We start from the raw sequence: 25,091 nt of genomic DNA, 5'->3' as shown, positions 1-25,091 counted from the left end.
CCGGAGGCGGGCGGTGCGCTGCATCACTTAGGTATACCTAAGGTGACCTGCGGAAACGATCTTTGATCGATCAATTCACTGGCTTCGGGACCGGCTCTCCGCAAGACTCGGGAACCATGCCGACACCCCCTCCGACCGGCCCACTCGTCACACGGGACACCCTCGCCGCCCAGCTCCTGGAGCTGGGCGTCCAGCCCGGAGAAACGCTTCTCACGCACTCCTCCCTGAGCTCCCTCGGCTGGGTCAACGGCGGCGCCGTCGCCGTCGTCCAGGGACTGCTCGACGCCCTCGGTCCCGACGGCACCCTGGTGGTCCCCACCCAGTCCGGGGACCTCTCCGACCCGGCGCTGTGGAGCAATCCGCCCGTACCCGAGGAGTGGTGGTCGCCCATTCGGGCGACGATGCCCGCGTACGACCCCCTCGTGACACCCAGCCGCGGAGTCGGCGTGGTCCCCGAGACCCTCCGCACCTGGCCCGGCGCCCTGCGCAGCGCCCATCCGCAGACCTCCTTCGCGGCCCTCGGCCCCCGCGCGGCGGAGATCGTCGAGTGGCACGCCCCCGACTGCCGGCTCGGTGAGCGCAGCCCACTGGCCCGCCTGGAGTCCCTCGGTGCCCGGGTGCTCCTGCTCGGCGCGGGCTACGACACGTGCACCAGCTTCCACCTGGCCGAATACCGCATACCGTCCCCGCTCGTCGAGGTGGGACGCCCGGTGCGCACCCCGCAGGGGGCGACCCGCTGGGAGGTCGTCACCGAGGTCTCCGTCGACTCCGACCGCTTCGACGAACTGGGCTCCGACTTCGAACGGGACCGCCCCGTCGTACGGGGCCGGGTGGGCGCGGCCGACGTACGCCTGTTCCCGGTGGCCGACGCGGTGGCGTACGCGGAGCGCTGGCTGGCGCTGCACCGCCCCCGGGAGGAATGGGTCATGCCCGGGACCGCCTCCTGAACCCCGCCCGACCGATCACCCGACCGGCTCCCTAGACTTGCGCCTCATGCGAAGCGAGCCCGTGGTCCAGGTCCAGGCCCTGGTGAAGCGGTACGGCGACAAGACCGCGGTGGACGGCCTCGACCTGGTGGCCGAGGCGGGCATCACCGCCGTACTGGGCCCCAACGGGGCGGGCAAGACGACCACGGTCGAGACCTGCGAGGGGTACCGGAAGCCGGATTCCGGCACGGTACGCGTCCTGGGCCTCGACCCGGTGGGACAGTCCGGGCAACTGCATTCCCGCATCGGCGTGATGCTCCAGTCCGGCGGGGTCTACTCCGGTGCCCGCGCCGACGAGATGCTCCGCCATGTGGCGAAGCTCCACGCCCACCCCCTGGACGTGGACACGCTCATCGAACGGCTCGGCCTCGACAGCTGCGGCCGCACGACCTACCGGCGGCTCTCGGGCGGCCAGCAGCAGCGCCTCGCGCTCGCGATGGCCGTGGTCGGCCGTCCCGAACTGGTCTTCCTCGACGAGCCCACCGCGGGCCTCGACCCGCAGGCCCGCCGCGCCACCTGGGACCTCGTCCGTGATCTGCGCGCCGACGGCGTCTCGGTCATCCTCACCACGCACTACATGGACGAGGCCGAGCAGCTCGCCGACGACGTCGCGATCATCGACGCGGGCAGGGTCATCGCGCAGGGCTCCCCCGAGGAGCTGTGCCGCGGCGGCGCCGAGAACACCCTGCGGTTCACCGGCCGTCCGGGGCTCGACGTCGGCTCCCTGCTGAAGGCCCTGCCGGCCGACTGCACGGCCGCGGAGCTGACGCCCGGCTCGTACCGGGTGGGCGGCAAGATCGATCCGCAGCTGCTGGCGACGGTCACCTCCTGGTGCGCGCAGCACGGCGTGATGCCGGAGAAGATCTCGGTCGAACGCCACACCCTGGAAGACGTGTTTTTGGAGCTCACGGGTAAGGAGTTGCGCTCATGAGTGAGGCTCGACTGCATCTCGGCCGGGGGTCCGGGGGTTGTCCCCCGGGAAGACACAGCCTGGAACTGACCGGCAGGGAGCTGCGTTCGTGACCACCGCCGGTACCTACACCCCGAAGCCGGGGGCGGCCCCGCTGCCCCGGATGATCGGCGCGCAGGCCGCGCTCGAGACGAAGATGCTGCTCCGCAACGGAGAACAGCTCCTCCTCACGGTGATCATCCCGACACTCCTGCTGGTCCTTTTCAGCTCGGTCGACATCATCGACACCGGCAAGGGCAAGTCGGTCGACTTCCTGGCCCCCGGCATCCTGGCGCTCGCCGTGATGTCGACGGCCTTCACCGGGCAGGCCATCGCCACCGGCTTCGAACGGCGCTACGGGGTCCTGAAGCGGCTCGCCGCCTCCCCGCTGCCCCGCTGGGGCCTGATGACCGCGAAGACGGCGTCCGTGCTGGTCACGGAGGTCCTCCAGGTCGTCCTGTTGACGGTGATCGCCTTCTCGCTGGGCTGGTCGCCGCACGGCAACCCGCTGGCCGTCCTGCTCCTGCTGATCCTGGGCACGGCCGCCTTCTCGGGCCTGGGCCTGCTGATGGCCGGCACGCTCAAGGCGGAGGCGACGCTCGCCGCCGCGAACCTGGTCTTCCTGCTGCTCCTCGTGGGCGGCGGCGTGATCGTCCCGATGGACAAGTTCCCGGCGGGCGCCCAGGACGTGCTCGGCCTGCTGCCCATCTCGGCGCTCTCGGACGGGCTGCGCGACGTGCTCCAGCACGGGGCGGGCATGCCGTGGGGCGACCTCGGGATCCTGGCCGTGTGGGCGGTCGTGGGCCTGGGAGCGGCGGGCAGGTTCTTCCGCTGGGAGTGACTCCCGGGCCGAGGTGGCGATTTGCGTAGGTGCGGGGGCCTCGTGAAGGCGTGCACAAGCGGCCGCCTACGATGGTGCCCGTGCCAAACGTGACCCGAGCCGACGCCGTAGCCTTCGCGCGCAATCCGCTCGCCCTCATCGCCGAACGCTGGACCCCGACCTCCCGGACGGTGCAACGAGCGGCCCTCGCCGCGCTCGTCATGTCGGTGGTCATCGTGGTCACCGGCGGCGCCGTACGGCTGACCGGCTCCGGCCTCGGCTGCCCGACCTGGCCCAAGTGCACCGACGACTCGCTCACCACGACGAGCGCGATGGGCTTCCACGGAGTCATCGAGTTCACCAACCGCATGCTGACCTACGTGCTGTGCGCCGCGGTCGGCTGGGCGATCATCGCCGCGCGCTCCGAGAAGCCGTGGCGGCGTGACCTCACCCGGCTCGGCTGGGCGCAGTTCTGGATCGTCATGAGCAACGCGATCCTCGGCGGCATCGTCGTCCTGGTCGGCCTCAACCCCTACACGGTCGCCGCGCACTTCCTGCTCTCCACGGTGCTCATCACGGTGGCCACGGTGATGTGGCAGCGCACGCGCGAGGGCTCCGCCGAGCCGCGCCCGCTGGTCGGCAAGGCGGTGCAGCAGCTCGTGTGGTGCCTGGTCGCCGCCGCCATCCTGCTGATCGCGGTGGGCACGGTGGTCACCGGCGCGGGTCCGCACGCGGGCGACTCCAGCGAGGTCGAACGCATGGCCGTGAACTGGGAGACCGTCGCCAAGCTGCACGCCGTGCTGGCCTGGATCGTGGTCACGTTGACCTTCGCCCTGTGGTTCGTCCTCAAGGCCGTCGACGCCCCCAAGGGCCCGCTCGACCGCACCCGCGACCTGTTCCTGATCCTGCTCGGTCAGGGCGTCATCGGCTACGTCCAGTACTTCACGGACCTCCCCGAGGCCCTGGTCGGCCTCCACATGTTCGGCTCCTGCCTGGTGTGGATCGGCGTCCTGCGGGTCCTGCTGTCGCTGCGCGAACGCCCTGGGATCGCGGCGGAACTGCCGGGGTCGGCCGCGGAGTCGGCGCTCACGCGCGCGTAGGCCGGTTGTAGGGAACCCGGCACCGGCTCACTCCACCCCGTACACCCGCCGCGCGTTCCCCGCCGCGATCAGTCCCGCCACCCGCTGCGCGTCCACCAGCGACCAGGCGCCCTCGGCGACCCAGGCGCCCAGCACCCGGGCGAGCGCCTCGCGGAACAGGCGCGCGCCGACGACGTGCAGTTCGGGCAGGCCGTGGGCCCCGCTGGAGAACAGGAGCTTGCCGAAGGGGGCCAGCTCCAGGATCTCGGAGAGGACGGCCGCCGCCCGGGCTCCCGTACGCACCAGGGCCGCACCCAGGTCGGCGTAGACGTGCGGGAAGACCCCGGCGAGGTGCGCCGCGTGGCGGTGGTACGGGTAGCCGTGCAGAAGGACGAGATCCGTGCCGAGCCCCGCCGTGGCACGGGCGAAGTCGGTGAGCAGGACGGGGTCGGTGCGGTCGATGCGCAGACCGGGTTCGCCCAGGCCCGCGTGGAGCTGGAGGGGCAGGCCCGAGGCGACCGCGATCCACAGTAAGTGCCGCAACAGCACCGGGTCGCTCAGCGCACCGCCCACCCGGCGGCCCGCCAGCCAGCGGCCCGCCGCGCCCCGCACCTCTCCCGGTCCCGGCGGCTCGGGCGCGAGCGCCAGACCGTGCCGTCCCCCCGCGACCGACGTGAAGGCGACGGCGTTCGCGGCGGCTCCGTGGACGGACTCGGCGAGATTGGCGAGGAAGGACTCGACGGTGCCCGAGGTGTCCGCGACCTGTTCCGCCAACAGCTCCAGGCGGACGATCTCATGGGCGTGGGCCGCGCCGGTCGAGGCCATCTCGCCCGGTCCCGTCAGGTCCCCGGGCAGCCCCGTGTCGACGAGGTACGTCGTGATGCCGCTACCGCGCAGGAGTCTGCGCCCCGACTCCAGGACGCCGAGTTCGCGACGCCTGGCCAGATAGCGGGCGGGCGAACAGTGCGGTTCCAGGCCGAGCAGGGGCGGGCACCAACGGCGTACCGCGAAGCCGGTCTGGGTGTCGAAGAAGGTGGTGCCGGGGGCCGGGGGGCCCTCGGTTCTGGCGAGGTGGGCCTCGAAGGTGCCGAGGCCCAGCTCCGTCCTCAGTACGCCGTGGCAGTACTGGTCCACCAGGGATGGCGTTTCGATCATCCGGACTCCCCGCGACTGGACCGTTGCGTTCTTCAGGTCCTAACGGGTGAGGCGCGCGTCAGGTGTTGGTGAAGCGCAAGCCGTACAACAGCTGACGGATATCGGCCGACGGATATCAGATGACGGATATCAACTATCAGGTGACAGATAACAGATACTGTCAGCCGTTACTCGGCGCCCCAAGCTGGATCCCCGCCATCCTCTTCCACTCGTACGGCCCCGTCTTGACCTTCGCCGCGAACTCACCGTCGAACGCCTCGTGAACAGTGATCCCGGCCTTCTTCACGGCCTCTTCGGCAATCGTGTAGGTCGGCGCCACCACGTCCCCCCAAGCACCGTCCGCACCGACGAGGACGATCCGGGCTCCGAGCTGTCCGATGTACTCGACGTGCCCCTCGGTCCCGCCGTGCTCCTTGGCGAAGGCGTTGATCCGCTGGGCGAGCTTGGCCGCCTTGCGCTCGGCCTTGACGTCCTGGGCGGCGCCGGTGGTCTCGTCAACCTGCTGCGTGTCTGCCATGGCCAGGATGCTACCGACGGGTAGATCAAACGGCGACGGGCGGGGTACGTGGCTTAGCCCACGTACCCCGCCCGTCAAGGATCAGGGAGCCGTACTAGCGCAGGAAGGGGTCCACCGCGACCGCCACGAACAGGAGCGACACATAGGTGATGGACCAGTGGAACAGCCGCATCTCCTTGAGCTTCCCGCCGGTCACCTCGGCCTTGGCGCGGTTCTGCAGACCGTGCGCCTCCCACAGCCAGAACCCGCCCGCGCCGAGCGCGACCAGGGTGTAGAACCAGCCCGTGTAGCCGAGCGGGGTGAGCAGCAGCGAGACCGCGACCATCACCCAGCTGTAGATGACGATCTGGCGGGCGACCACCTTGTTGGAGGCGACGACCGGGAGCATCGGCACGCCCACGCGCGCGTAGTCGTCCTTCACCTTCATGGACAGCGGCCAGTAGTGCGGCGGCGTCCAGAAGAACATGACGAGGAAGAGGATGACCGGCGCCCACGACATGGAGTTGGTGACGGACGACCAGCCGATGAGCACCGGGAGGCAGCCGGCGATGCCGCCCCAGACGATGTTCTGGGAGGTGCGCCGCTTGAGGATCATCGTGTAGACGACGACGTAGAAAAGGAGCGCTCCGAGTGACAGCCAGGCGGACAACCAGTTGACGGTCAGTCCGAACAGCAGGGTCGAGACGACCGCCAGCGTGATCCCGAAGGCGAGGCACTCGCGTGGGCTGACCATGCCGGTGACCAGCGGGCGCTGCGAGGTGCGCTCCATCAGAGCGTCGATGTCGCGGTCGATGTACATGTTCAGCGCGTTGGCGCCGCCCGCTGACAGAAAACCTCCGAGGCAGGTGAGCAGGACCAGCTTGAGGTCGGGTACACCCTGCTGGGCCAGGAACATCACCGGAACGGTGGTGATCAGCAACAGTTCGATGATTCGCGGCTTGGTCAGCGCCACGAACGCCTTGACACGGGCCCCGAACGGCCGGTGGCTTGGGCTGCTGCTCGTCCCGAGCACCCCCGCTGGACGGGATTCGACGGCCGTCACGCACACCCCTGACAGAGACATCCCAGCAAGCCCCCGGGTGTGAACTCCCCGTAAAGGCTCGCGCGTACCACGCCACTGTAGACGTTGCCTATACCTCGGCCTTCGCGGGGGTGGGGTCGTGTTGGGAGCGGGCGCGCCAGGAAGGGAAGAGGGCCTGCACAACGGGCGTGACGGAGCTCGATTGAGCACTCTTACGAGCGGCTCCGTATTCAGTTGCCGAACACGGAACGGACCAGTCGGGAGGCGGATCCCGGAGAGTCCCGGCAGTCTGGAATGACTCGAAAAAACGCACGTACCTACGGGGGTAGGCTCGACAACGGCCGGTGGGCGCCCAGTGCACCGGCATTCGACATGCGTGACATGTGGAGAGGAGCCCTGACCCAGGGTGAGCACCAAGCCGACCACCACAGACCTCGAGTGGACCGAGTTGGACCAGCGGGCCGTCGACACCGCCCGCGTCCTGGCCGCCGATGCCGTACAGAAGGTCGGAAACGGCCATCCCGGTACGGCCATGAGTCTGGCGCCTGCCGCGTACACCCTCTTTCAGAAGGTGATGCGGCACGACCCGGCGGATCCCGACTGGACCGGACGTGACCGCTTCGTGCTGTCCGCGGGCCACTCGTCCCTGACCCTCTACACGCAGCTCTACCTGGCCGGGTTCGGCCTGGAGCTGGACGATCTGGAGTCCTTCCGGACGTGGGGCTCCCGCACCCCGGGCCACCCCGAGTACGGACACACTCCGGGCGTGGAGACCACGACCGGCCCGCTCGGGCAGGGTGTCGCGAACGCGGTGGGCATGGCGATGGCCGCCCGCTACGAGCGCGGTCTGTTCGACCCGGACACGGCGCAGGGCGAGTCTCCCTTCGACCACTTCATCTACGCGATCGCCGGTGACGGCTGCCTCCAGGAGGGCATCTCGCACGAGGCGTCCTCCCTGGCCGGTCACCAGAAGCTCGGCAACCTGGTCCTGCTGTGGGACGACAACCACATCTCGATCGAGGGCGACACCGAGACGGCGGTCTCCGAGGACACCGTCAAGCGGTACGAGGCGTACGGCTGGCACGTGCAGCGCGTCGCTCCGAAGCCGGACGGCGACATCGACCCGCACGCCATCTACAACGCGATCGAGGCCGCGAAGAAGGTGACGGACAAGCCGTCGTTCATCGCGATGCGCTCGATCATCGCCTGGCCCGCTCCGCACGCGCAGAACACCGAGGCCGCGCACGGCTCGGCGCTCGGCGAGGACGAGGTCGCGGCCACCAAGCGCGTCCTGGGCTTCGACCCGGAGAAGTCCTTCGAGGTCGCCGCCGAGGTTCTCGCACACACCCGCCAGGCTCTCGACCGCGGTCGTGAGGCGAAGGCCGAGTGGGAGAAGGGCTTCCAGGAGTGGCGCACCGCTCAGCCCGAGCGTGCCGCCGAGTTCGACCGGATCGCCGCGTGCGAGCTGCCGGCCGGCTGGGAGGAGAAGCTCCCGGCGTTCGAGGCGGGCAAGGGTGTCGCCACCCGTGCCGCGTCCGGCAAGGTGCTGCAGGCTCTCGGTGCGGTCATCCCCGAGCTGTGGGGCGGCTCCGCCGACCTCGCGGGCTCGAACAACACGACGATCGACCCGAACTCCTCGTTCCTTCCTGGCGACAACCCGCTGCCGGGCGCGAACCCGTACGGCCGCACGATCCACTTCGGCATCCGCGAGCACTCCATGGCCGCGGAGATGAACGGCATCACGCTGCACGGCAACACCCGTGTCTACGGCGGCACCTTCCTGGTGTTTTCCGACTACATGCGCAACGCCGTGCGTCTGTCCGCGCTGATGCACCTGCCGGTGACATACGTGTGGACGCACGACTCCATCGGTCTCGGTGAGGACGGCCCGACCCACCAGCCGGTCGAGCACCTGGCCTCGCTGCGTGCCATCCCCGGCCTCAACGTCGTCCGTCCCGCGGACGCCAACGAGACCGCGATCGCCTGGCGCGAGATCCTGGGGCGCTACACGAAGGTCTTCGGCAAGGGCGCTCCGCACGGCCTGGCGCTGACCCGTCAGGGCGTGCCGACGTACGAGGCCGACGAGAACACGGTCAAGGGCGGTTACGTCCGCTTCGAGGCCGAAGGGCCCGGCGGGCAGAGCGCGGAGCCGGAGGTCATCCTCATCGCCACCGGTTCCGAGGTGCACGTGGCGGTGGAGGCGCGCGAGCAGCTCCAGGCCGCGGGCGTCCCGACGCGGGTCGTTTCCATGCCGTGCGTGGAGTGGTTCGAGGAGCAGGACCAGGGGTACCGGGACAGCGTCCTGCCGCCGTCGGTGAAGGCGCGCGTCTCGATCGAGGCCGGTATCGGTCTGACCTGGCACCGGTTCGTCGGGGACGCGGGACGCATTGTTTCGCTGGAGCACTTCGGTGCTTCGGCCGACGGCAAGGTCCTCTTCCGCGAATTCGGCTTCACTGCCGAGAACGTCGCCAACGCCGCCCGGGAATCGATCGCCGCAGCCCAGCGCTGACGCTGATATACGACACGTAGGAGATGCAATTTCCATGACAGACGCACTCAAGCGCCTCTCCGAGGAAGGCGTCGCGATCTGGCTGGACGACCTGTCGCGCAAGCGGATCACGTCCGGCAACCTCGCCGAACTGATCGACCAGCAGCACGTCGTGGGCGTCACCACCAACCCGTCGATCTTCCAGAAGGCGATCAGCAGCGGCGACGGCTACGAGCAGCAGCTCGCCGATCTCGCCGCCCGCAAGGTCACCGTCGACGAGGCCATCCGCATGATCACGACGGCGGACGTCCGTGACGCCGCCGACATCCTGCGCCCGGTCTTCGACGCGACGCAGGGCCAGGACGGCCGGGTCTCCATCGAGGTCGACCCGCGCCTGGCCCACAACACCACGGCGACCATCGCCGAGGCCAAGCAGCTGGCCTGGCTGGTGGACCGCCCGAACACGCTCATCAAGATCCCGGCGACGAAGGCGGGCCTGCCCGCGATCACCGAGGTCATCGGCAGGGGCATCAGCGTCAACGTCACGCTGATCTTCTCGCTGGAGCGCTACCGCGAGGTCATGGACGCCTACCTGGCGGGTCTGGAGAAGGCGAAGGCCGCGGGCCTGGACCTCTCCAAGATCCACTCGGTGGCGTCCTTCTTCGTGTCCCGCGTGGACACCGAGATCGACAAGCGGCTCGACGCCCTGGGCACCCCCGAGGCCAAGGCCGCCCGCGGCAAGGCGGCGCTCGCCAACGCCCGGCTCGCCTACGAGGCGTACGAAGAGGTCTTCTCCTCCGACCGCTGGGCCGCCCTCGACAAGGCGCAGGCCAACAAGCAGCGCCCGCTGTGGGCGTCGACCGGCGTCAAGGACCCGGCGTACAAGGACACCCTGTACGTCGACGACCTGGTGGCGCCGAACACGGTGAACACCATGCCGGAGGCCACCCTGCAGGCCACCGAGGACCACGGCGACATCACCGGCAACACCATCACCGGTACGTACGAGCAGTCCCGCGCCGAACTCGACGCGGTCGAGAAGCTCGGGATCTCGTACGACGACGTGGTCCAGCTCCTGGAGGACGAGGGCGTCGAGAAGTTCGCGGCGTCCTGGAACGACCTGCTCAAGTCCACAGAGGCGGAGCTCAAGCGCCTCGCCCCTTCGGAGGGCTGAAACCTTGTCAAGCAGCAACCCGCTGCGTGACCCCGCAGACCGACGGCTCCCGCGTATCGCGGGGCCGTCGGGCCTGGTCATCTTCGGCGTCACGGGCGATTTGTCACGTAAAAAGCTGATGCCCGCCGTGTACGACCTCGCCAACCGCGGGCTGCTGCCGCCGGGCTTCTCGCTCGTCGGCTTCGCCCGCCGCGAGTGGAAGAACGAGGACTTCGCCCAGGAAGTCCACGACGCCGTCAAGGAACACGCCCGTACGGAGTTCCGCGAGGAGGTATGGCAGCAGCTCATCCAGGGGATGCGCTTCGTCCAGGGCACCTTCGACGACGACGACTCGTTCGAGCGGCTGCGCGCCACGATCGACGAGCTGGACAAGGCACAGGGCACGGGCGGCAACTTCGCCTTCTACCTCTCCGTGCCGCCGTCCGCCTTCCCGGTGGTCATCCAGCAGCTGAAGAAGCACCACCTGGCGGACCAGTCGAACGGCTCCTGGCGGCGCGCGGTCATCGAGAAGCCCTTCGGCCACGACCTGAAGTCGGCCGAGGAACTCAACGCGATCGTGCACGAGGTCTTCTCCTCGGACCAGGTCTTCCGCATCGACCACTACCTCGGCAAGGAGACCGTCCAGAACATCCTGGCGCTCCGCTTCGCCAACACCATGTTCGAGCCGATCTGGAACCGGTCCTTCGTCGACCACATCCAGATCACCATGGCCGAGGACATCGGCATCGGCGGCCGCGCCGGCTACTACGACGGCATCGGCGCCGCCCGGGACGTCATCCAGAACCACCTCCTGCAGCTGATGGCCCTGACCGCCATGGAGGAGCCCGCCTCCTTCGACGCGGACGCCCTCGCCGCCGAGAAGACCAAGGTCCTCGGCGCGGTCCGGATCCCCCGGGACCTGGGCCGCGACACCGTCCGCGGGCAGTACGCGGCCGGCTGGCAGGGCGGCGAGAAGGCCGTCGGCTATCTCCAGGAAGACGGCATCGACCCCAAGTCGAAGACCGACACCTACGCCGCGATCAAGGTCGAGGTCGACAACCGCCGCTGGGCGGGCGTCCCCTTCTACCTGCGTACCGGCAAGCGTCTGGGCCGCCGCGTCACCGAGATCGCCGTGGTCTTCCAGCGCGCCCCGCACTCCCCCTTCGACCACACGGCGACGGAGGAACTGGGCCAGAACGCGATCGTCATCCGCGTCCAGCCCGACGAGGGCATCACGGTCCGCTTCGGCTCCAAGGTGCCCGGCACCTCGATGGAGATCCGGGACGTCTCCATGGACTTCGCCTACGGCGAGTCCTTCACGGAGTCGAGCCCGGAGGCGTACGAGCGCCTGATCCTGGACGTCCTGCTGGGCGACTCGAACCTCTTCCCGCGCACCGAGGAGGTCGAGCTGTCCTGGAAGATCCTCGACCCGATCGAGCAGTACTGGGACAAGCACGGCAAGCCCGCGCAGTACCCCTCGGGCACGTGGGGCCCCGTCGAGGCCGACGAAATGCTCGAGCGAGACGGACGGAGCTGGCGTCGCCCATGAAGATAGACCTCACGGACACCACGGCCAGCAAGATCAACAAGGCGCTGGTGCAGGGGCGCCGCGCCATCGGAACCCCCGCCGTCGGCATGGTGCTCACCCTCGTCATCGTCACCGACGAGGAGAACGCCTACGACGCCCTGAAGGCGGCCAACGAGGCCTCCCGCGAGCACCCCTCGCGCACCCTCGTGGTCATCAAGCGCGTCTCCCGCTCGCCCCGCGACCGCACGAAGTCGCGCCTCGACGCCGAGGTGCGGGTCGGCGCGGACGCGGGCACCGGCGAGACGGTCGTGCTGCGGCTGTACGGCGAGGTCGCCGACCACGCCGACTCGGTCGTCCTGCCGCTGCTGCTGCCGGATGCGCCGGTCGTCGTCTGGTGGCCGGTGAGCGCGCCGCTCGACCCGGCCAACGACCCGCTCGGAAAGCTGGCCCAGCGCCGCGTCACCGACACCTACGCCGCCGAGGCGCCCGTACGCGAGCTCAACGCTCGTGCCGACGCCTACACCCCCGGGGACACCGACCTCTCCTGGACTCGCATCACGCCCTGGCGCTCGATGCTGGCCGCCGCCCTCGACCAGGTCATCTGCGACGTGAACGCGGTCGAGGTGGAGGGCGAGGAGTTCAACCCGAGCGTGGAGCTGCTCGCCATGTGGCTCGCGGACCGGCTGGACGTTCCCGTCAAGCGGTCCAAGTCCCCCGGCCCCGGCCTCACCGCCGTCCGCATGGAAACGAGCTGCGGCCCGATCGCGCTGGACCGCGCCGACGGCGCCCTGGCGACCCTCTCCATCGAGGGCCAGCCCGACCGTGCGGTGGCCCTCAAGCGCCGCGACACCTCGGAGCTGATCGCGGAGGAGCTGCGCCGGCTCGACCCGGACGACACCTACGCGTCGGCGCTGCGGTACGGGGTGGACCGGCTGAACGGGGCGGCGGCCGACGCCGTCGAGGAGGAGCCGGCCACGGCGAAGGCGACCGCCAAGACCGCCGCCGCCAAGGCACCCGCGAAGAAGGCCCCTGCGAAGGCCCCTGCGAAGAAGGCGGCCGCCAAGTGAACACTCCGCAGCTCGTCGTGCACCGCGACAAGGAGCTGATGGCCCAGGCCGCCGCGGCCCGGCTGATCACCAAGGTCGTGGACGCGCAGGCCTCGCGCGGCTACGCCTCGGTGGTCCTCACCGGCGGACGCAACGGCAACGGGCTCCTCGCGGCGCTCGCGGCCGCGCCCGCCCGGGACGCCGTCGACTGGGGCCGTATCGACCTGTGGTGGGGTGACGAGCGGTTCCTGCCCGAGGGCGATCCGGACCGCAACGACACCCAGGCCCGTGCGGCGCTGCTGGACTCGGTGCCGGTGGACCCCGCACGGGTGCATCCGATGCCCGCGTCCGACGGTCCCTACGGTGCCGACGTGGACGCGGCGGCGGAGGCGTACGCGGCCGAGCTCGCGAAGGCCGCGAGCCCCGAGAACCACGGTTCCGTGCCCTCGTTCGACGTCCTGATGCTGGGTGTCGGCCCGGACACCCACGTGGCCTCGCTCTTCCCGGAGCTGCCCGCGGTCCGTGAGACGGAGCGGACGGTGGTGGGCGTGCACGGCGCCCCCAAGCCCCCGCCGACCCGGGTCACGCTCACCCTGCCCGCGATCCGCTCCGCCCGTGAGGTCTGGTTGCTGGCGGCCGGCGAGGACAAGGCGCAGGCCGCGGCGATCGCCCTCTCGGGCGCGGGCGAGGTGCAGGCCCCGGCGGCCGGCGCCCACGGCCGCTCCCGCACCCTGTGGCTCCTGGACGCGGCAGCGGCCTCCCGGCTGCCACGCTCGCTGTACCCGCCAGCTTCGGCCTGAGCCGTACCCGGGGCCTGGCCCCAGACCCCGTTCGCGCAGTTCCCCGCGCCCCTGAAGAGGGGCTCGGGGAACTGCGCGAGTCTTTTGGCGGGCGCGAGAAAGCCCGTCACTTCACCGAGCCGGCCATCACCCCCTGCACAAAGTGCCGCTGGAACGCGAAGAACACGACCACCGGAACGATCAGCGACAGAAACGCCCCCGGTGCCAGCACATCGATATTGCTGCCGAACTGCCGTATCTGGGACTGGAGTTCGACCGTCAACGGCTGCGAGGAACTGTCGGCGAACAGCAGGGCGACCAGCATGTCGTTCCACACCCACAGGAACTGGAAGATGGCCAGGCTCGCGATGGCCGGACGTCCGACCGGCAGCACCAGCCGGGTGAAGATGCGCCACTCGCTGCCTCCGTCCATCCGGGCGGCCTCCAGCATCTCCTTCGGCATCTCCGCGAAGTAGTTGCGCAGCAGGAAGATGGCGAACGGCAGCCCGTAGGAGACGTGGAAGAGCACGACACCGGGGATCGTGCCGAACAGCCCCAGCGCACCGAAGAGTTTGGCGACCGGCAGCAGCCCGATCTGGACCGGCACCACCAACAACGCCACCACGACAAGGAAGATCGTGTCCCGGAAGGGGAACTCCAGCCAGGCGAAGGCGTATCCGGCGAGCGCCGCGATCACCACGACGAGGACGGTGGCCGGCACGGAGATCAGCACGGTGTTCCAGAACGCCCGCGTCATCCCCGCATTGCCCAGAAGGGCGGAGTAGTTGTCGAAGGAGAGCTGACCGGGGCTGGTCAGCGCCGTCCACCAGCCTCCCTTGGCGGTGTCCTGCGCCGAGCGCATCGAGGAGAGGAAGAGCCCTGCGAGCGGGGTGACCCAGACCAGGCCGACGATCACCAGGAACGCCTGCACCAGGCCGTTGCCGAGCCCCCGCCTGAGCGCGTTCATCGTTGACTCCTTCGGAAGCGGCGGACGTTGAAGACCATGGCGGGGACGACCAGGAGCAGGAGGAGCACACCGAGTGCGCTGCCCAGGCCCTGGTTGTTGCCGCCGCCGAAGGACACCAGCCACATCTGGGTGGCGAGCACGGTGGCGTCCTCCTGCACCGGTCCGGGCGCGATGATGTAGACGAGGTCGAAGACCTTCATCACGTTGATCACGAGCGTGACGAAGACCACGGTGAGCACGGGTGCCAGCAGCGGCACGGTGATCCGGCGGAAGATCTGCCACTCGTTGGCGCCGTCCATCCGGGCCGCCTCCAGCGCGTCGCGCGGCAGGGCGGCGAGTCCGGCGCCGATCAGCACCATGGCGAAGCCGGTCCAGATCCACAGGTACGCGCCGATGATGGCGGGGGTGACCAACGCAGGACCGAGCCAGGACACACCCTCGTACGGCGGGCTGAAGTTCGACGCGGGCAGCCGCACGGTGTACGAGCCGGAGTCCAGCCCGGAGAAGCGGAAGGAGCCGTCGGCCGCGGTGGTCGTGCTCGCGACCGTCTTCCCGTCGCGCGCCGCCTCGACCTTCATCTCGGGCAGTCCGCTCTCCCCTCGGTCGACCTGGCCCTGTTTTCCTCCCCCGCCGGGTGTGAAGTCCAGGTAGACGACACCGCGCAGCTCGTCCCGGGCCGCCTTCTGCCCGGCGGCCGCGTAGGCGGGCTTCGCGTCCTTCGGCAGGTCCTTGGGGAGGACGCCGACGAGCCCGAGGCCGACCGTGTGGCCGGGCGAGGCGTAGGCGGTCGTACGGTACGAACCGTCGGCGCCCTTGGTGAGGCCCTGGCCGTCGCGGGCGCGGGCGGTCGGATAGGACGAGGTTCCCTCGAACGCGTCGTGGACGCCGACCACGGCGGCGTTCAGGACACCCTTGTCGGGGTCCTCGTCGTACGCGAGCCGGAAGATGATGCCGGCGGCCAGGAAGGAGACCGCCATGGGCATGAACAGCAGCAGCTTGAACGCGGTGGCCCAGCGGATCTTCTCGACCAGGACGGCGAGCACCAGGCCGAGCCCGGTGAGCAGCGTCGGCGCGACGACGACCCAGATGGCGCTGTTGCGTACGGCCTTGAGCGTGGCTGGGTCGCGGAACATCTCGGTGTAGTTGTCGCCGCCCACGAACCGGTTGCCGGAGGCGTCGAAGAAGCTGCGCCCCACGGAGAAGACCACGGGGTAGACGACGAGCGCGCCGAGCAGGAGCAGGGCGGGCAGGACGAAGACGAGGGCGACGATCCGGCCGCGGCGCCTGGCGCGCCGTCTGTGGTCGGCCGTGCCGACGGCCGGAGGGCTCGCCTCTTTCACGAGGGTGGCGGTCATGGTGATCAGCCCTGGTACGCCTTGGCCGCGGCCTTCTCCAGTTCGGCCGCGGTCGCCTTCGGGTCCGAGGGGTCACGGAGGAAGTCCTGGAGGATCTTCCACTCGCCGGCGCCCTTGGTGCCGCCGAACGCGGCGGGGGCCTGGTCGGACATGTCGAAGCGGACCGAATCCCCGGCGGCGACCAGGGACTTGGCGGTCTCACGGGCGATGTCGTCGCTGTAGGAGGCGAGGTCGAGCTTCTTGTTCGGGGAGAGGAAGCCGCCCGCCCCGGCCCAGACGGCGGCGGCTTCGGGGGTCGCCAGGTACTCCAGGAACGTCATGGCGGCCTTCTGGTTCTTGCCGTCCTTGAGGACCACGGCCGCGTCGCCGCCGCTGACCACCGGCGCCTTGCCGCCGTCGACCGCGGGGAAGGGGAAGAAGTTCGCGTCCTGGCCGATCTTCTTGCCGAACTGGTCCTTGGCGACCCCGGCGACGAAGTCGCCCTCGTAGACCATGCCCGCCTCGGGCTTGGGTCCGAAGACCTTCTCCACGGAGCCGGGGAAGTCCGTGTTCAGGGCCCCCTTCTGGCCGCCGGCTATCAGTTGCTTGTCCTTGAAGAGCTTGCCGAGGGTGGTGAGCGCCTTGACCACGGTCGGGTCGGTCCACTTCAGCTGGTGGGCGGCCAGGGCGTCGTACTTCTCGGGGCCCGCCTGGGAGAGGTAGATGTTCTCGAACCAGTCGGTGAGCGTCCAGCCGTCCTGTCCGGCGACGGAGAAGGCGGCGAGGCCCGAGTCGGAGACGGTGTGTCCGGCCTTCAGCATGGCGTCGTACGTGGTCGGCGGCTTGACACCGGCCTGGGCGAGCGCGTCGGGGCTGTACCAGACGGTCGACTTGTGGGCGGCCTTGAAGTAGAGACCGTAGAAGGTGTCGCCGACGCTGCCATACTTCTTCCAGACGCTCGCGTAGTTGGTGTCGACGGACCGTTCGGTGGTCTTGGAGAGCGGCTTGAGCCAGCCCTCCTTCGCGAACTGCTGGAGGACGCCGACCTGCGGGACCATCACCACGTCGGGGGCGTTGCCGCCCTCGATCTTGCTGCCGACGACCGTGGAGACGTTGTCGCCGGTGGAGACGAACTGGGTCTTGGCACCCGTCTTCGCGGTGAAGGCGTCCAGGACCTTCTGGAAGTTCTTCTGCTCGCTGCCGGACCAGACACCGGCCACGGTGATCGTCTGGCCGCTGAGCGACTTACCGCCGCCTCCGGCGGCTACAGGCCCGCCTCCGCAGGCGGTGGCGCCGAGCGCCAGGGCGAGGGCGGTGCAGCTCGCGAGCAGGGTCGTACGTCGTCGCATCATCGTTGATGTCCCTTTCAGGGCAGGGGAATTGACGGAAACCAGAGGAACGGGAAGCAGAGGAGGGGATGGTCAGGGGTTCGTGCAGTCGCTGATCCACCAGGCGGCCGTCGAGCCGGGCAGCACGCCGGCCGGACAGGGCCCGCTGGACAGCAAGGGGGTGCCGGAGACCGGTGCGGGCGTCGGGGCCGCGTCGAAGTTGACCGCGCACACCAGGCCGTCGTCGCGGACGAAGGCGAGGACGCCGGGCGGCGCCTGAAGCCAGCGCAGCGTGCCCTCGCCCAACTGCGGGAGTCCGGCGCGCAGCTGGAGCCCGTCGCGGTAGAGGTGCCAGAAGGAGCGGGTGTCGGCGAGCGCGCGGTCGGTGGCGTACTCGGCGAAGTAGGCGGGCTGCGGCAGCCACGGCTTGGCGCTCTCCGCGCCCGAGGTGAAGCCGAACGGCGAGGTGTGCCCGGACCAGGGCAGCGGCACCCGGCAGCCGTCGCGGATGCGGGCACGGCTTCCCGTGCGGCGGAAGATCGGGTCCGTCAGCACGTCGTCGGGCAGGTCGACGACCTCGGGCAGCCCGAGCTCCTCGCCCTGGTAGATGTACGCGGCTCCGGGCAGCGCCAGCATCAGCAGTGCGGCGGCGCGGGCACGGGCCGTACCGAGGCCGCTGCCCTCGGTGCCGAGCTCGCCATAGCGGGTGACGGTGCGGACCTGGTCGTGGTTGTTGAGGACCCAGGTGACCGTCGATCCGGTGCCGGCTATGTCCTGCATGGCCTCGGAAATGACCTTGCGGAAGGCGTCGGCGTTCCAGGGCGCGCTGAGCAGGTCGAAGAAGAAGGCCTGGTGGAGCTCGTCCGGGCGTACGTACTGGGCGTGTTCGCGGGCCGTCGGTACCGAGACCTCGCCGACCAGCAGCCGGTCGCGGCCGTCGCGCCCGGTGTACTCCTCGCAGACGGACCGCCAGTGGCGCCACACGTCGTGCACCTCGGGCCGGTTCCAGGCGAGCGGGTTGACCGAGTCGCGGGTGCGGGCGTCGGCCTCCGGGTCGGGCGAGTCCGGCAGGTCGGGGTGCTTGAAGAGGCCGGCGGCGACGTCGATGCGGAAGCCGTCGACGCCCCGGTCGAGCCAGAACCGCAGCACGTGGTCGAAGTGCGCGCCGACCTCGGGGTTGCGCCAGTTCAGGTCGGGCTGCTCGGACGTGAACATGTTCAGGTACCACTGGCCGGGGTTGCCGTCCGCCTCGGTGACGCGGGACCAGGCGGGTCCGCCGAACATGGCGTGCCAGTTGTTGGGCGGCTCGGCGCCCTCCGGGCCGCGTCCGTCGGCGAAGTGGAAGCGGGCGCGGGCCGAGCTGCCCGGCTCCGCCGCGAGCGCGGCCCGGAACCACGGGTGCTCACTGGAGCAGTGGTTGGGGACGATGTCCAGGAGCACCTTGACGCCGAGGCGGCGGGCGTCGGTCATCAGCAGGTCGAACTCGGCGAGGTCGCCGAAGAGCGGGTCCACGTCGCAGTAGTCGGCGACGTCGTAGCCGTGGTCGTGCTGCGGCGAGGGGTAGAAGGGGCTCAGCCAGATGCCGTCGACACCGAGCTTCTTGAGGTACGGCATGCCCGCGCGAACCCCGGCGAGATCGCCGATGCCGTCACCGGTGCTGTCCAGGAAGCTGCGGACGTACACCTGGTAGATCACTGCGTCGCGCCACCAGCGGTGCGTGTTGAGGGTCACCCGTTGGACCTGTCTGTGCGTGCCTGTGGTTATGCATGCATGTTAAGTAGGCGTGTCGCGCAGGTGTCAACGAGTAGGCAGCACCAACCGGGAAGTTGGGCAGTTATATGCAGACTTTTCGGGCACGAAACCCGAAGATGGGATGCTCCCGTTACCTAACAAGTAACTAGCAGGGTGCCGACAGGGCACCGCCGTGGTGCTACCGGCGTGAGATGGCCGCCAGCTCGCGCGCCAGCCGCCGTACCGCCGCGGAAGGCGTCTCTTGCCCCGTCATCGCGTCGTGGACCACGGCCTGCACGACCAGGCTGACCTGGTCGTAACGCGGGCTCTTGGGGCGCGGGGCGGCCGCGAGGACGCTGGCGCGCAGCGTGGGCAGATAGGGGAACTCCCGGATCAGCTCCGGGTCCTGGTACAGCGCCGCCCGTACGGGCGGCAGCGCACCCTTGGTGAGGACCTGGCGCTGCGCCCGCTCGGTCGTGAGGTACGCGATCAGGCGCGCGGCCGAATCGGGGTGCCGCGCATGCGTGTTGACGGCCAGGTTGGAGCCGCCCAGCACGCTCGTGCCCGGTCCGTCGGGTCCGGGCAGGGGGACCGCGCCGACCTTCCCGGCGACCGCCGATCCCTTGCCGGAAGCACCGACGTAGGCGTAGGGCCAGTTGCGCAGAAAGAGGAGGTGGCCGTCCTGAAAGGCCTGTTTCGACTCCTCTTCCTTGTACGTCAGCGCCTTCCTCGGAATCCAGCCGTCACGCACGCCGTCGGCGAGGAACCCGATGCCCTCGCGGGCCGCCTCGGAGTTCACGGTGACGCGCTCGCCCTCGTCGCCGAGGATCGTGCCGCCCGCCGAGTAGACCGCCTCCGCCGCGTTCACGGTGAGACCCTCGTAGGGCAGGAACTGGCCGGCGTAACCGTCGAGTCCGTACTTCGGGGCGATGGTCCTCGCCTGCCGCTCCAGCTCGGCCCAGGTCCGCGGCGGCGCGACGCCCTCCTTGGCGAGGACGTCCTTGCGGTACAGGAGGAGTCCCGCGTTGGTGACGTACGGGACCGCGTACAGCCTGCCGTCGTACGTCGCCGTGTCCACGACCGGCGGCAGGAAGCTGTGGAGCGGGAAGCGGCCGCGGTCCAGCGGAGATATCCAGCCCGCGGCGGCGAACTCCGAGGTCCAGGCGACGTCGATGTTGAGGACGTCGAAGCGGCTTCTGCCACCGCCGCGCAGGTCGGTCGTCATCTGCGCGTGCGTCTCGTCGGCGGAGTCCGGGAGCTCGACGAGGGTCACCTTCTCGCCGGGGTGGGTACGGTTCCACCCTTCGAGCAGTGGCCCCAGATAGCCGGTGAGGTCGCCCGCGGTCGCCAGGGTGAGCGGGCCGCGACCGGCGCCGTGCGCCCCGTCGGCGGGGGTGCCGGAGGTGACGTAACCGGTCAGGACCACCGCTGCGACCAGGAGGCCCCTACCGGCGGCACGTATCCACCGCATAGGTTCCTCCCTGTACACCGGCGTCGGGCACCTTCGCCCGGCGTCAGTGGCCATGTATACCTGTTAGGTATGGGCGATACTAGGGCCTGCGACACATTGGCCTCCGGCCGCATCGACCGGGCGACGGCCTGACATCGGTGCGCGGCACATGACAAGGATGCGGGGAGGAGAGCACGGGTGCGGCTGCCCCTCCTGGCCCTGCTGGCGCGAGGCCCGGCCCACGGGTACGAGCTCAAGCAGGACCTTGAGCAACTGCTGGGCTCCGCGTACCCTCAGCCCAACGTCGGCCAGATCTACGTCACGCTCGGCCGCCTCGAGAAGACGGGACTGATCGAGGGCGAGGAAGTCGAACAGTCGAGCCGGCCCAACAAGAAGATCTACCACCTCACCGACACCGGGCGCGAAGCGCTGCATGCCTGGTACCAGGAGACGGCGGACGAGCCTCGGGTACGGGACGAGTTCTTCATGAAACTCGCGCTCGCCCCGACGACCGGCCTGGCCGACCAGATCGCCCTGATCAACAGGCAGCGGCGGCAGTATCTGAACACCATGCGCAACCTGTCGAAGCTCGCCGCGGCCGAGGACCGGGACAACCGCATCTCCCAGCTGCTGATCGAGGGCGCCATGCTGCACCTGCAGGCCGATCTTGACTGGCTGGAGCGCTGCCAGGAGGAACTGGAGGATCTGGAATGAGCCACACCGGTCCTTTGCTGCGCGCCGAGGGCCTGGTCAAGACCCACTACGGCGAGGGCGCCCCGGCGTATGCCGTACGCGGAGTGGATCTTGCCGTGCGCCAAGGCGAGTTCGTGGCCGTCACCGGCCCGTCCGGCGCCGGCAAGTCGACGCTGCTGCACCTCCTCGGCGGCCTCCAGCGGCCCGACTCCGGCAGCGTCTGGCTGGACGCCGAATGCACGGACGCGTACAGCGAGGCGCGCTGGGCGGTGGAACGGCGACGGCGCATCGGCATCGTCTTCCAGTTCTTCAACCTGGTCTCCAATCTGTCGGTCGCCGACAACGTGGAGCTGCCCGCGCTGCTCGCCGGGGTCTCCCCCAAGCGGGCGCGCGCCGAGCGCGAGCGGCTGCTGTCCGAGCTGGGCCTGGAGGGCAAGGGACGCAGCATGCCGGGTGAGCTGTCCGGCGGCGAACAGCAGCGCGTCGCCCTGGCCCGGGCGCTGGTCAACCATCCGTCCCTGCTGCTGGCCGACGAACCCGCGGGCAGCCTGGACAGCAAGGGCACCCGCGAGGTGATGCGGCTGCTGTCCCGCTTCCACCAGCGCGGTCAGACCATCGTGCTCGTCACCCACGACGCCCGGCTCGCCAGCGCCGCGGACCGCGTGATCAGCTTCTTCGACGGCCGCATCGCCGACGACGCGGAACTCGACGGCACGCCGTCACGCGGCGCCGGGATATCCGGCGTGCTGGAACTGAGGGACTGAGCAGCGTGCGGGCCACTCTGCGCTGGGCGCATGCCGATCTGCGCACGCATCGGGGCGAGGCGCTGTTCATCGTGCTCGCCACCGCGGGAATCGTCACCTCTCTGCTGCTCGCCGCGGCGCTCTTCGGATACGCGACGAACCCCTGGCAGCGCGTCTTCACACAGTCGCACGGCGCCCATGTGTGGATCCACACCGGCGCGTCCGCCGACGCCGGGCGGCTCGCGCGGCTGGACGGCGTCGAGTCCGTGGCGGGCCCGTACCGCACCGCGTCCGCCACCGTCGAGTCACGCGGCACCCGTGCCTATGTCGAGCTGCGCGGCGCCGTCGAGCCGCCCGCCACCGGTCGGCCGCTGCTCGTCTCCGGTCACTGGCTCGACCGCGCCCGGCCCGACGGAGTCGTCCTGGAGGACAGCCTCGCCCGTGCGCTGTGGGCCGAGCCCGGGGACACCCTCACCGTGCCCGGCACCGCACGCACCCTGACCGTCCTGGGCGTGGCCGACAGCGCCGAGCCCCGCTACCGCCCCGGCGAGCGGTCGGGGGTCGTCTGGGCGCTGCCCTCCGCGGTGTGGGGCGCGGACGGACGTACGGGCCAGGTCATCGGTCTGCGTCTGACCGATCCCGGCGACACGGACTACGCCGTGCAGCGCGCGGTGACGGCGCTCGGCTCCGGTGCGGTGACCCAGGTGTCGAACTGGCAGCAGGCCCGCGCCGAGGCCCAGGGCGACAACCGGCTGCTGGGACAGGTGCTGGGCCTGTTCGGCCTCGGCGCGCTCCTCGCCGCCGCGCTCGCCGTGTACGGCGCGATCGGCACCCGTATCCGCGGCCATCTGCGGGACATCTCGGTACTGAAGGCGATCGGGTTCACGCCCGCCCAGGTGGTGCGCATCTTCCTGATCCAACACGTGGTGTACGCGTCGCTGGGCGCCCTGGTCGCCGCCACGCTCACCCAGGCGCTGGGGAGCAGGATCCCCGGCCGTCTCGGCGATGCCTTGGGCGTCTGGCAGGGACTGCCCGGGCACACCGCGGCACTGTTGGCGGTACCGGTGGCCGCGGTGCTCTTCATCGGCGCGACGACCGGGATCGCGGCGTGGCGGGCGGGCCGGGTGCCCCCCGTGCCGGTGCTGCGGGCCGCGGCACCGCCGGCCGGCCGCCTGTCGGGCGTGGCCCGCCGGGCGATCGGACTGCGGCTGCCCCCTGCGCTCGTGCTGGGCTGGCACCAGGCGTTCCCGCGGCGGCCGCGCTCGCTGGCCACGGTCGCCCGGCTCGCCCTGCCACTGCTGCTGATCGTGGTCGCGCTGAGCGCGTGGACCACCATCGACCGCTTCCACAGCGAACCCGAGCGGATCGGCCTCGCGGCCGCGCTCACTGCGCACCCGGACGAGAGCCTCGGCGATCCGGCAGCCCGCGCCCTGCTCGCCCGGAACGCACAGGTCACCGCCGTGCACCCGGGCGCCGAGGTGGCCGCTCTGGTTCCGGGCCAGACGGCGACGATCGCACTGCGCGGGCTCGGCACGCATCAGGACCCGTACCCGTTCACGCTGGCCGAGGGCCGCCCGGCCCACGGGCCCGACGAGGCGGTGGCCGGTCAGGGGCTGCTCGACCTGCTGGACGTGCGCGTCGGGGACTGGGTGCGGATGACCGTCGGCGCACGCCCGCAGATCCTGCACATCGTCGGCCGCAGCATCGAGCCGGAGAACGGCGGCCGCGTCATCTCCACCTCGCTCGACACCCTGCGCGAGAACGACCCGGAGCTCCGCCCGACCCTCTACCAGCTCCAGTTGCGCCCCGGCGCCGACCCGGGCAAGGTCGCCGCCGAGCTGACCGCGGCCGGGCACGGGCACCTGGACGTGCACGCCGTGACCAACCCGGCCGACGGCCTCTCGCCGCTGCGCGGGGTCGTCGTCGGGCTGATCGCCGTGCTGGCCCTCATCGGGCTCATCGAACTGCTGACCGCGATCGGCGGCACCGTGCGCGAGGGCGAGCGGGATCTGCTGGCGCTCAAGGCCATCGGGCTGTCCCCGCGGCAGATCACGGCGGTCACCGTCACGGGCACCGCCTGCACCGCGCTGGCAGCGGTCCTCGCGGGTACCGCGCTGGGGCTGCCTCTGGCGCACTGGCTGATCGACGCCCAGGGGAAGTCGAGCGGGATCGGCGCCGGTATCGCGCGGGGGCCGTCCCCCCTCCTGCTGTCGCTGTTCGGTCTGGCCGCGGTCCTGGGTGCCGCCGCCCTCGCCGCGTTCCCCGCGGGCCGCGCCGCCCGACGACGGCTCGCGGACACCCTGAGCGCGGTGGCCTGAGCCCGGGGCCCGAGCGCCGTCAGAATCCGTGCGGGTTGTACGGGTTCTGCGGTCCTTGGTTGTACGGGTTCCGCGGCCCCGGCGCATAGGGGTTGCCCTGGTTGTACGTGTACGCCGGACCCGACCCGTACGGGTTGCCCTGCGGCGGCACATACCCGGCCCCCGGCGTGTACGCGGGCCGCGGCGGCGGCAACGACGCCGGATGCGCCCCCAGCCGTATCCCGTGCCGACTCCGCAACCGGTACATCTCCAGCGCGGCAATCCCCGTGACCGTCACCGGCGCCCCCAGGATGAAGACAACCCCCATCCCGAGACTGAGCCCGTGCAGATCCCCCGTGGCGAGATCCGGAATGGCCATCAGCCACGTCGTCACGGTGGCGAGCAACGGCGGCAGACAGCGATGCACCGCCGCCGTACCGAAGAAGTTGCCGGACACCTTCACCGCGCCCGAGCCGACGAACCCGGTCAGCCAGATCGCCACCAGCCCCAGCACCAGGGCGAACCCTCCGACCCCGGCGGCAAGCCACCACATCAGCACCGTCAGGACGATGGACCCGACGAAGGCCAGCAGCAGCTTGAACGAGTTGCCGAGCGGCACCCGCAGCTGCCGGACCGTCCCGGTGCGCCGCCAGACGAAGAGCATCGCCCCGACGGTCAACGGCGTGATGAACAGCAGCACGGCGGACGCCGTCAGCATGTTCTGCAGCATTTCCGTGAACGCGAACCCGCCTTGCACGAAGGTGTAGACACCGACCGCCGCGACCGCCCCGGCGATGACCCGTACCCGCTTGAGCCGCTCCACCTCCGGATCGACCGCCTCCGGGATCCACGCCGGATGGAAGACCGCCTCCGCGACCCGCTTCGGCTTCAGAAACGACCTCGCCGTCAACGTGCCGCCCGTCCAACTCCCGTGCGAACCAGTCAACTTCCGCTCCCCCGAGCCTTCATCTGCATGATCGCCCGGGAGTCTACGGGAAGCGGGCGGACTCCCGCCGCCCGCTTTCCG

At 70.3% G+C, this 25,091-nt stretch carries 21 protein-coding genes; 12 read left to right on the top strand and 9 right to left on the bottom strand.

Annotation, left to right across the window (positions count from 1 at the left end; translation table 11 throughout):
* The first annotated feature begins 116 nt into the window (after positions 1-116).
* The 4 genes from SMIR_RS29585 (at position 117) to SMIR_RS29570 (ending at position 3,855) form a co-directional block, all read left to right on the top strand.
* On the top strand, positions 117-947 hold the full coding sequence (locus SMIR_RS29585; protein WP_168490445.1) for an AAC(3) family N-acetyltransferase: 831 nt from the start codon (positions 117-119) through the stop codon (positions 945-947).
* Between the two features lie 46 nt (positions 948-993).
* Positions 994-1,917, top strand: a complete 924-nt coding sequence (locus SMIR_RS29580; protein ID WP_168490446.1) for an ABC transporter ATP-binding protein — start codon at positions 994-996, stop codon at positions 1,915-1,917.
* A 142-nt stretch (positions 1,918-2,059) separates the two neighbouring features.
* Positions 2,060-2,776 (top strand): ABC transporter permease, encoded by a 717-nt coding sequence (locus SMIR_RS29575; protein ID WP_248003634.1) that lies wholly within the window; start codon positions 2,060-2,062, stop codon positions 2,774-2,776.
* Positions 2,777-2,847: 71 nt separating this feature from the next.
* Complete coding sequence (locus tag SMIR_RS29570) at positions 2,848-3,855, top strand: COX15/CtaA family protein (RefSeq protein ID WP_168490448.1); 1,008 nt, start codon at positions 2,848-2,850, stop codon at positions 3,853-3,855.
* Between the two features lie 27 nt (positions 3,856-3,882).
* Here SMIR_RS29570 and SMIR_RS29565 read toward each other — a convergent pair whose 3' ends face one another.
* The 3 genes from SMIR_RS29565 to SMIR_RS29555 all read right to left on the bottom strand — a co-directional run bounded on the left by SMIR_RS29565 (position 3,883) and on the right by SMIR_RS29555 (position 6,554).
* Positions 3,883-4,989, bottom strand: coding sequence for an amidohydrolase family protein (locus SMIR_RS29565; RefSeq protein WP_168490449.1), 1,107 nt, complete (start codon positions 4,987-4,989; stop codon positions 3,883-3,885).
* A gap of 160 nt (positions 4,990-5,149) precedes the next feature.
* Positions 5,150-5,506, bottom strand: coding sequence for a hypothetical protein (locus tag SMIR_RS29560; RefSeq protein WP_168490450.1), 357 nt, complete (start codon positions 5,504-5,506; stop codon positions 5,150-5,152).
* 94 nt (positions 5,507-5,600) lie between these two features.
* Complete coding sequence (locus SMIR_RS29555) at positions 5,601-6,554, bottom strand: heme o synthase (RefSeq protein ID WP_168500946.1); 954 nt, start codon at positions 6,552-6,554, stop codon at positions 5,601-5,603.
* A gap of 379 nt (positions 6,555-6,933) precedes the next feature.
* Between SMIR_RS29555 and tkt the strand changes: the two genes are divergently transcribed.
* From tkt to pgl, 5 genes are read left to right on the top strand one after another with little or no spacing between them, the layout of a single operon-like run.
* Positions 6,934-9,036 (top strand): transketolase, encoded by a 2,103-nt coding sequence (gene tkt, locus SMIR_RS29550; RefSeq protein ID WP_212727588.1) that lies wholly within the window; start codon positions 6,934-6,936, stop codon positions 9,034-9,036.
* 34 nt (positions 9,037-9,070) lie between these two features.
* Positions 9,071-10,189 (top strand): transaldolase, encoded by a 1,119-nt coding sequence (tal, locus tag SMIR_RS29545; RefSeq protein WP_168490452.1) that lies wholly within the window; start codon positions 9,071-9,073, stop codon positions 10,187-10,189.
* A gap of 4 nt (positions 10,190-10,193) precedes the next feature.
* Entirely contained in the window at positions 10,194-11,717 is a 1,524-nt protein-coding gene (zwf, locus tag SMIR_RS29540) for a glucose-6-phosphate dehydrogenase (RefSeq protein ID WP_101405810.1), read from the top strand.
* A complete protein-coding gene (opcA, locus tag SMIR_RS29535; RefSeq protein ID WP_212727587.1) occupies positions 11,714-12,763 on the top strand; it encodes a glucose-6-phosphate dehydrogenase assembly protein OpcA in 1,050 nt (349 codons plus the stop codon). Before zwf ends, opcA begins: the two co-directional genes overlap by 4 nt.
* Positions 12,760-13,542 carry a 6-phosphogluconolactonase gene (gene pgl, locus SMIR_RS29530; RefSeq protein ID WP_168490454.1) on the top strand — a complete coding sequence of 261 codons (783 nt, stop codon included), beginning with the start codon at positions 12,760-12,762 and terminating at the stop codon, positions 13,540-13,542. The genes opcA and pgl overlap by 4 nt, the downstream gene beginning before the upstream one ends.
* A 106-nt stretch (positions 13,543-13,648) precedes the next feature.
* On the opposite strand, the gene SMIR_RS29525 is transcribed toward pgl, so the two are convergent.
* The 5 genes from SMIR_RS29525 to SMIR_RS29505 form a co-directional block, all read right to left on the bottom strand.
* A complete protein-coding gene (locus tag SMIR_RS29525) occupies positions 13,649-14,488 on the bottom strand; it encodes a carbohydrate ABC transporter permease (RefSeq protein ID WP_101405807.1) in 840 nt (279 codons plus the stop codon).
* Complete coding sequence (locus SMIR_RS29520) at positions 14,485-15,843, bottom strand: ABC transporter permease (RefSeq protein ID WP_168490455.1); 1,359 nt, start codon at positions 15,841-15,843, stop codon at positions 14,485-14,487. Before SMIR_RS29520 ends, SMIR_RS29525 begins: the two co-directional genes overlap by 4 nt.
* A 5-nt stretch (positions 15,844-15,848) precedes the next feature.
* On the bottom strand, positions 15,849-17,174 hold the full coding sequence (locus SMIR_RS29515; RefSeq protein WP_168490456.1) for an ABC transporter substrate-binding protein: 1,326 nt from the start codon (positions 17,172-17,174) through the stop codon (positions 15,849-15,851).
* 69 nt (positions 17,175-17,243) lie between these two features.
* Entirely contained in the window at positions 17,244-18,881 is a 1,638-nt protein-coding gene (locus SMIR_RS29510) for a glycoside hydrolase family 13 protein (RefSeq protein WP_168490457.1), read from the bottom strand.
* A 199-nt stretch (positions 18,882-19,080) separates the two neighbouring features.
* Positions 19,081-20,352 carry an ABC transporter substrate-binding protein gene (locus SMIR_RS29505; protein ID WP_212727586.1) on the bottom strand — a complete coding sequence of 424 codons (1,272 nt, stop codon included), beginning with the start codon at positions 20,350-20,352 and terminating at the stop codon, positions 19,081-19,083.
* Positions 20,353-20,529: 177 nt separating this feature from the next.
* Here SMIR_RS29505 and SMIR_RS29500 point away from each other — a divergent pair, with 177 nt between their 5' ends.
* From SMIR_RS29500 to SMIR_RS29490, 3 genes are read left to right on the top strand one after another with little or no spacing between them, the layout of a single operon-like run.
* On the top strand, positions 20,530-21,045 hold the full coding sequence (locus SMIR_RS29500) for a PadR family transcriptional regulator (RefSeq protein ID WP_168490459.1): 516 nt from the start codon (positions 20,530-20,532) through the stop codon (positions 21,043-21,045).
* Positions 21,042-21,788 carry an ABC transporter ATP-binding protein gene (locus SMIR_RS29495; RefSeq protein WP_168490460.1) on the top strand — a complete coding sequence of 249 codons (747 nt, stop codon included), beginning with the start codon at positions 21,042-21,044 and terminating at the stop codon, positions 21,786-21,788. The genes SMIR_RS29500 and SMIR_RS29495 overlap by 4 nt, the downstream gene beginning before the upstream one ends.
* A 5-nt stretch (positions 21,789-21,793) precedes the next feature.
* Entirely contained in the window at positions 21,794-24,085 is a 2,292-nt protein-coding gene (locus SMIR_RS29490; protein WP_212727585.1) for an ABC transporter permease, read from the top strand.
* A 19-nt stretch (positions 24,086-24,104) separates the two neighbouring features.
* Here the strand turns inward: SMIR_RS29490 and SMIR_RS29485 are convergent, their stop codons facing one another.
* Positions 24,105-25,010, bottom strand: coding sequence for a hypothetical protein (locus SMIR_RS29485; RefSeq protein ID WP_168490462.1), 906 nt, complete (start codon positions 25,008-25,010; stop codon positions 24,105-24,107).
* Positions 25,011-25,091 lie beyond the last annotated feature (81 nt).

Source organism: Streptomyces mirabilis, from assembly GCF_018310535.1.
Classification (GTDB): Bacteria; Actinomycetota; Actinomycetes; order Streptomycetales; family Streptomycetaceae; genus Streptomyces.
The sequence above is the reverse complement of the archived record's forward strand: the minus strand, read 5'-3'. Positions and strand labels throughout refer to the sequence as shown.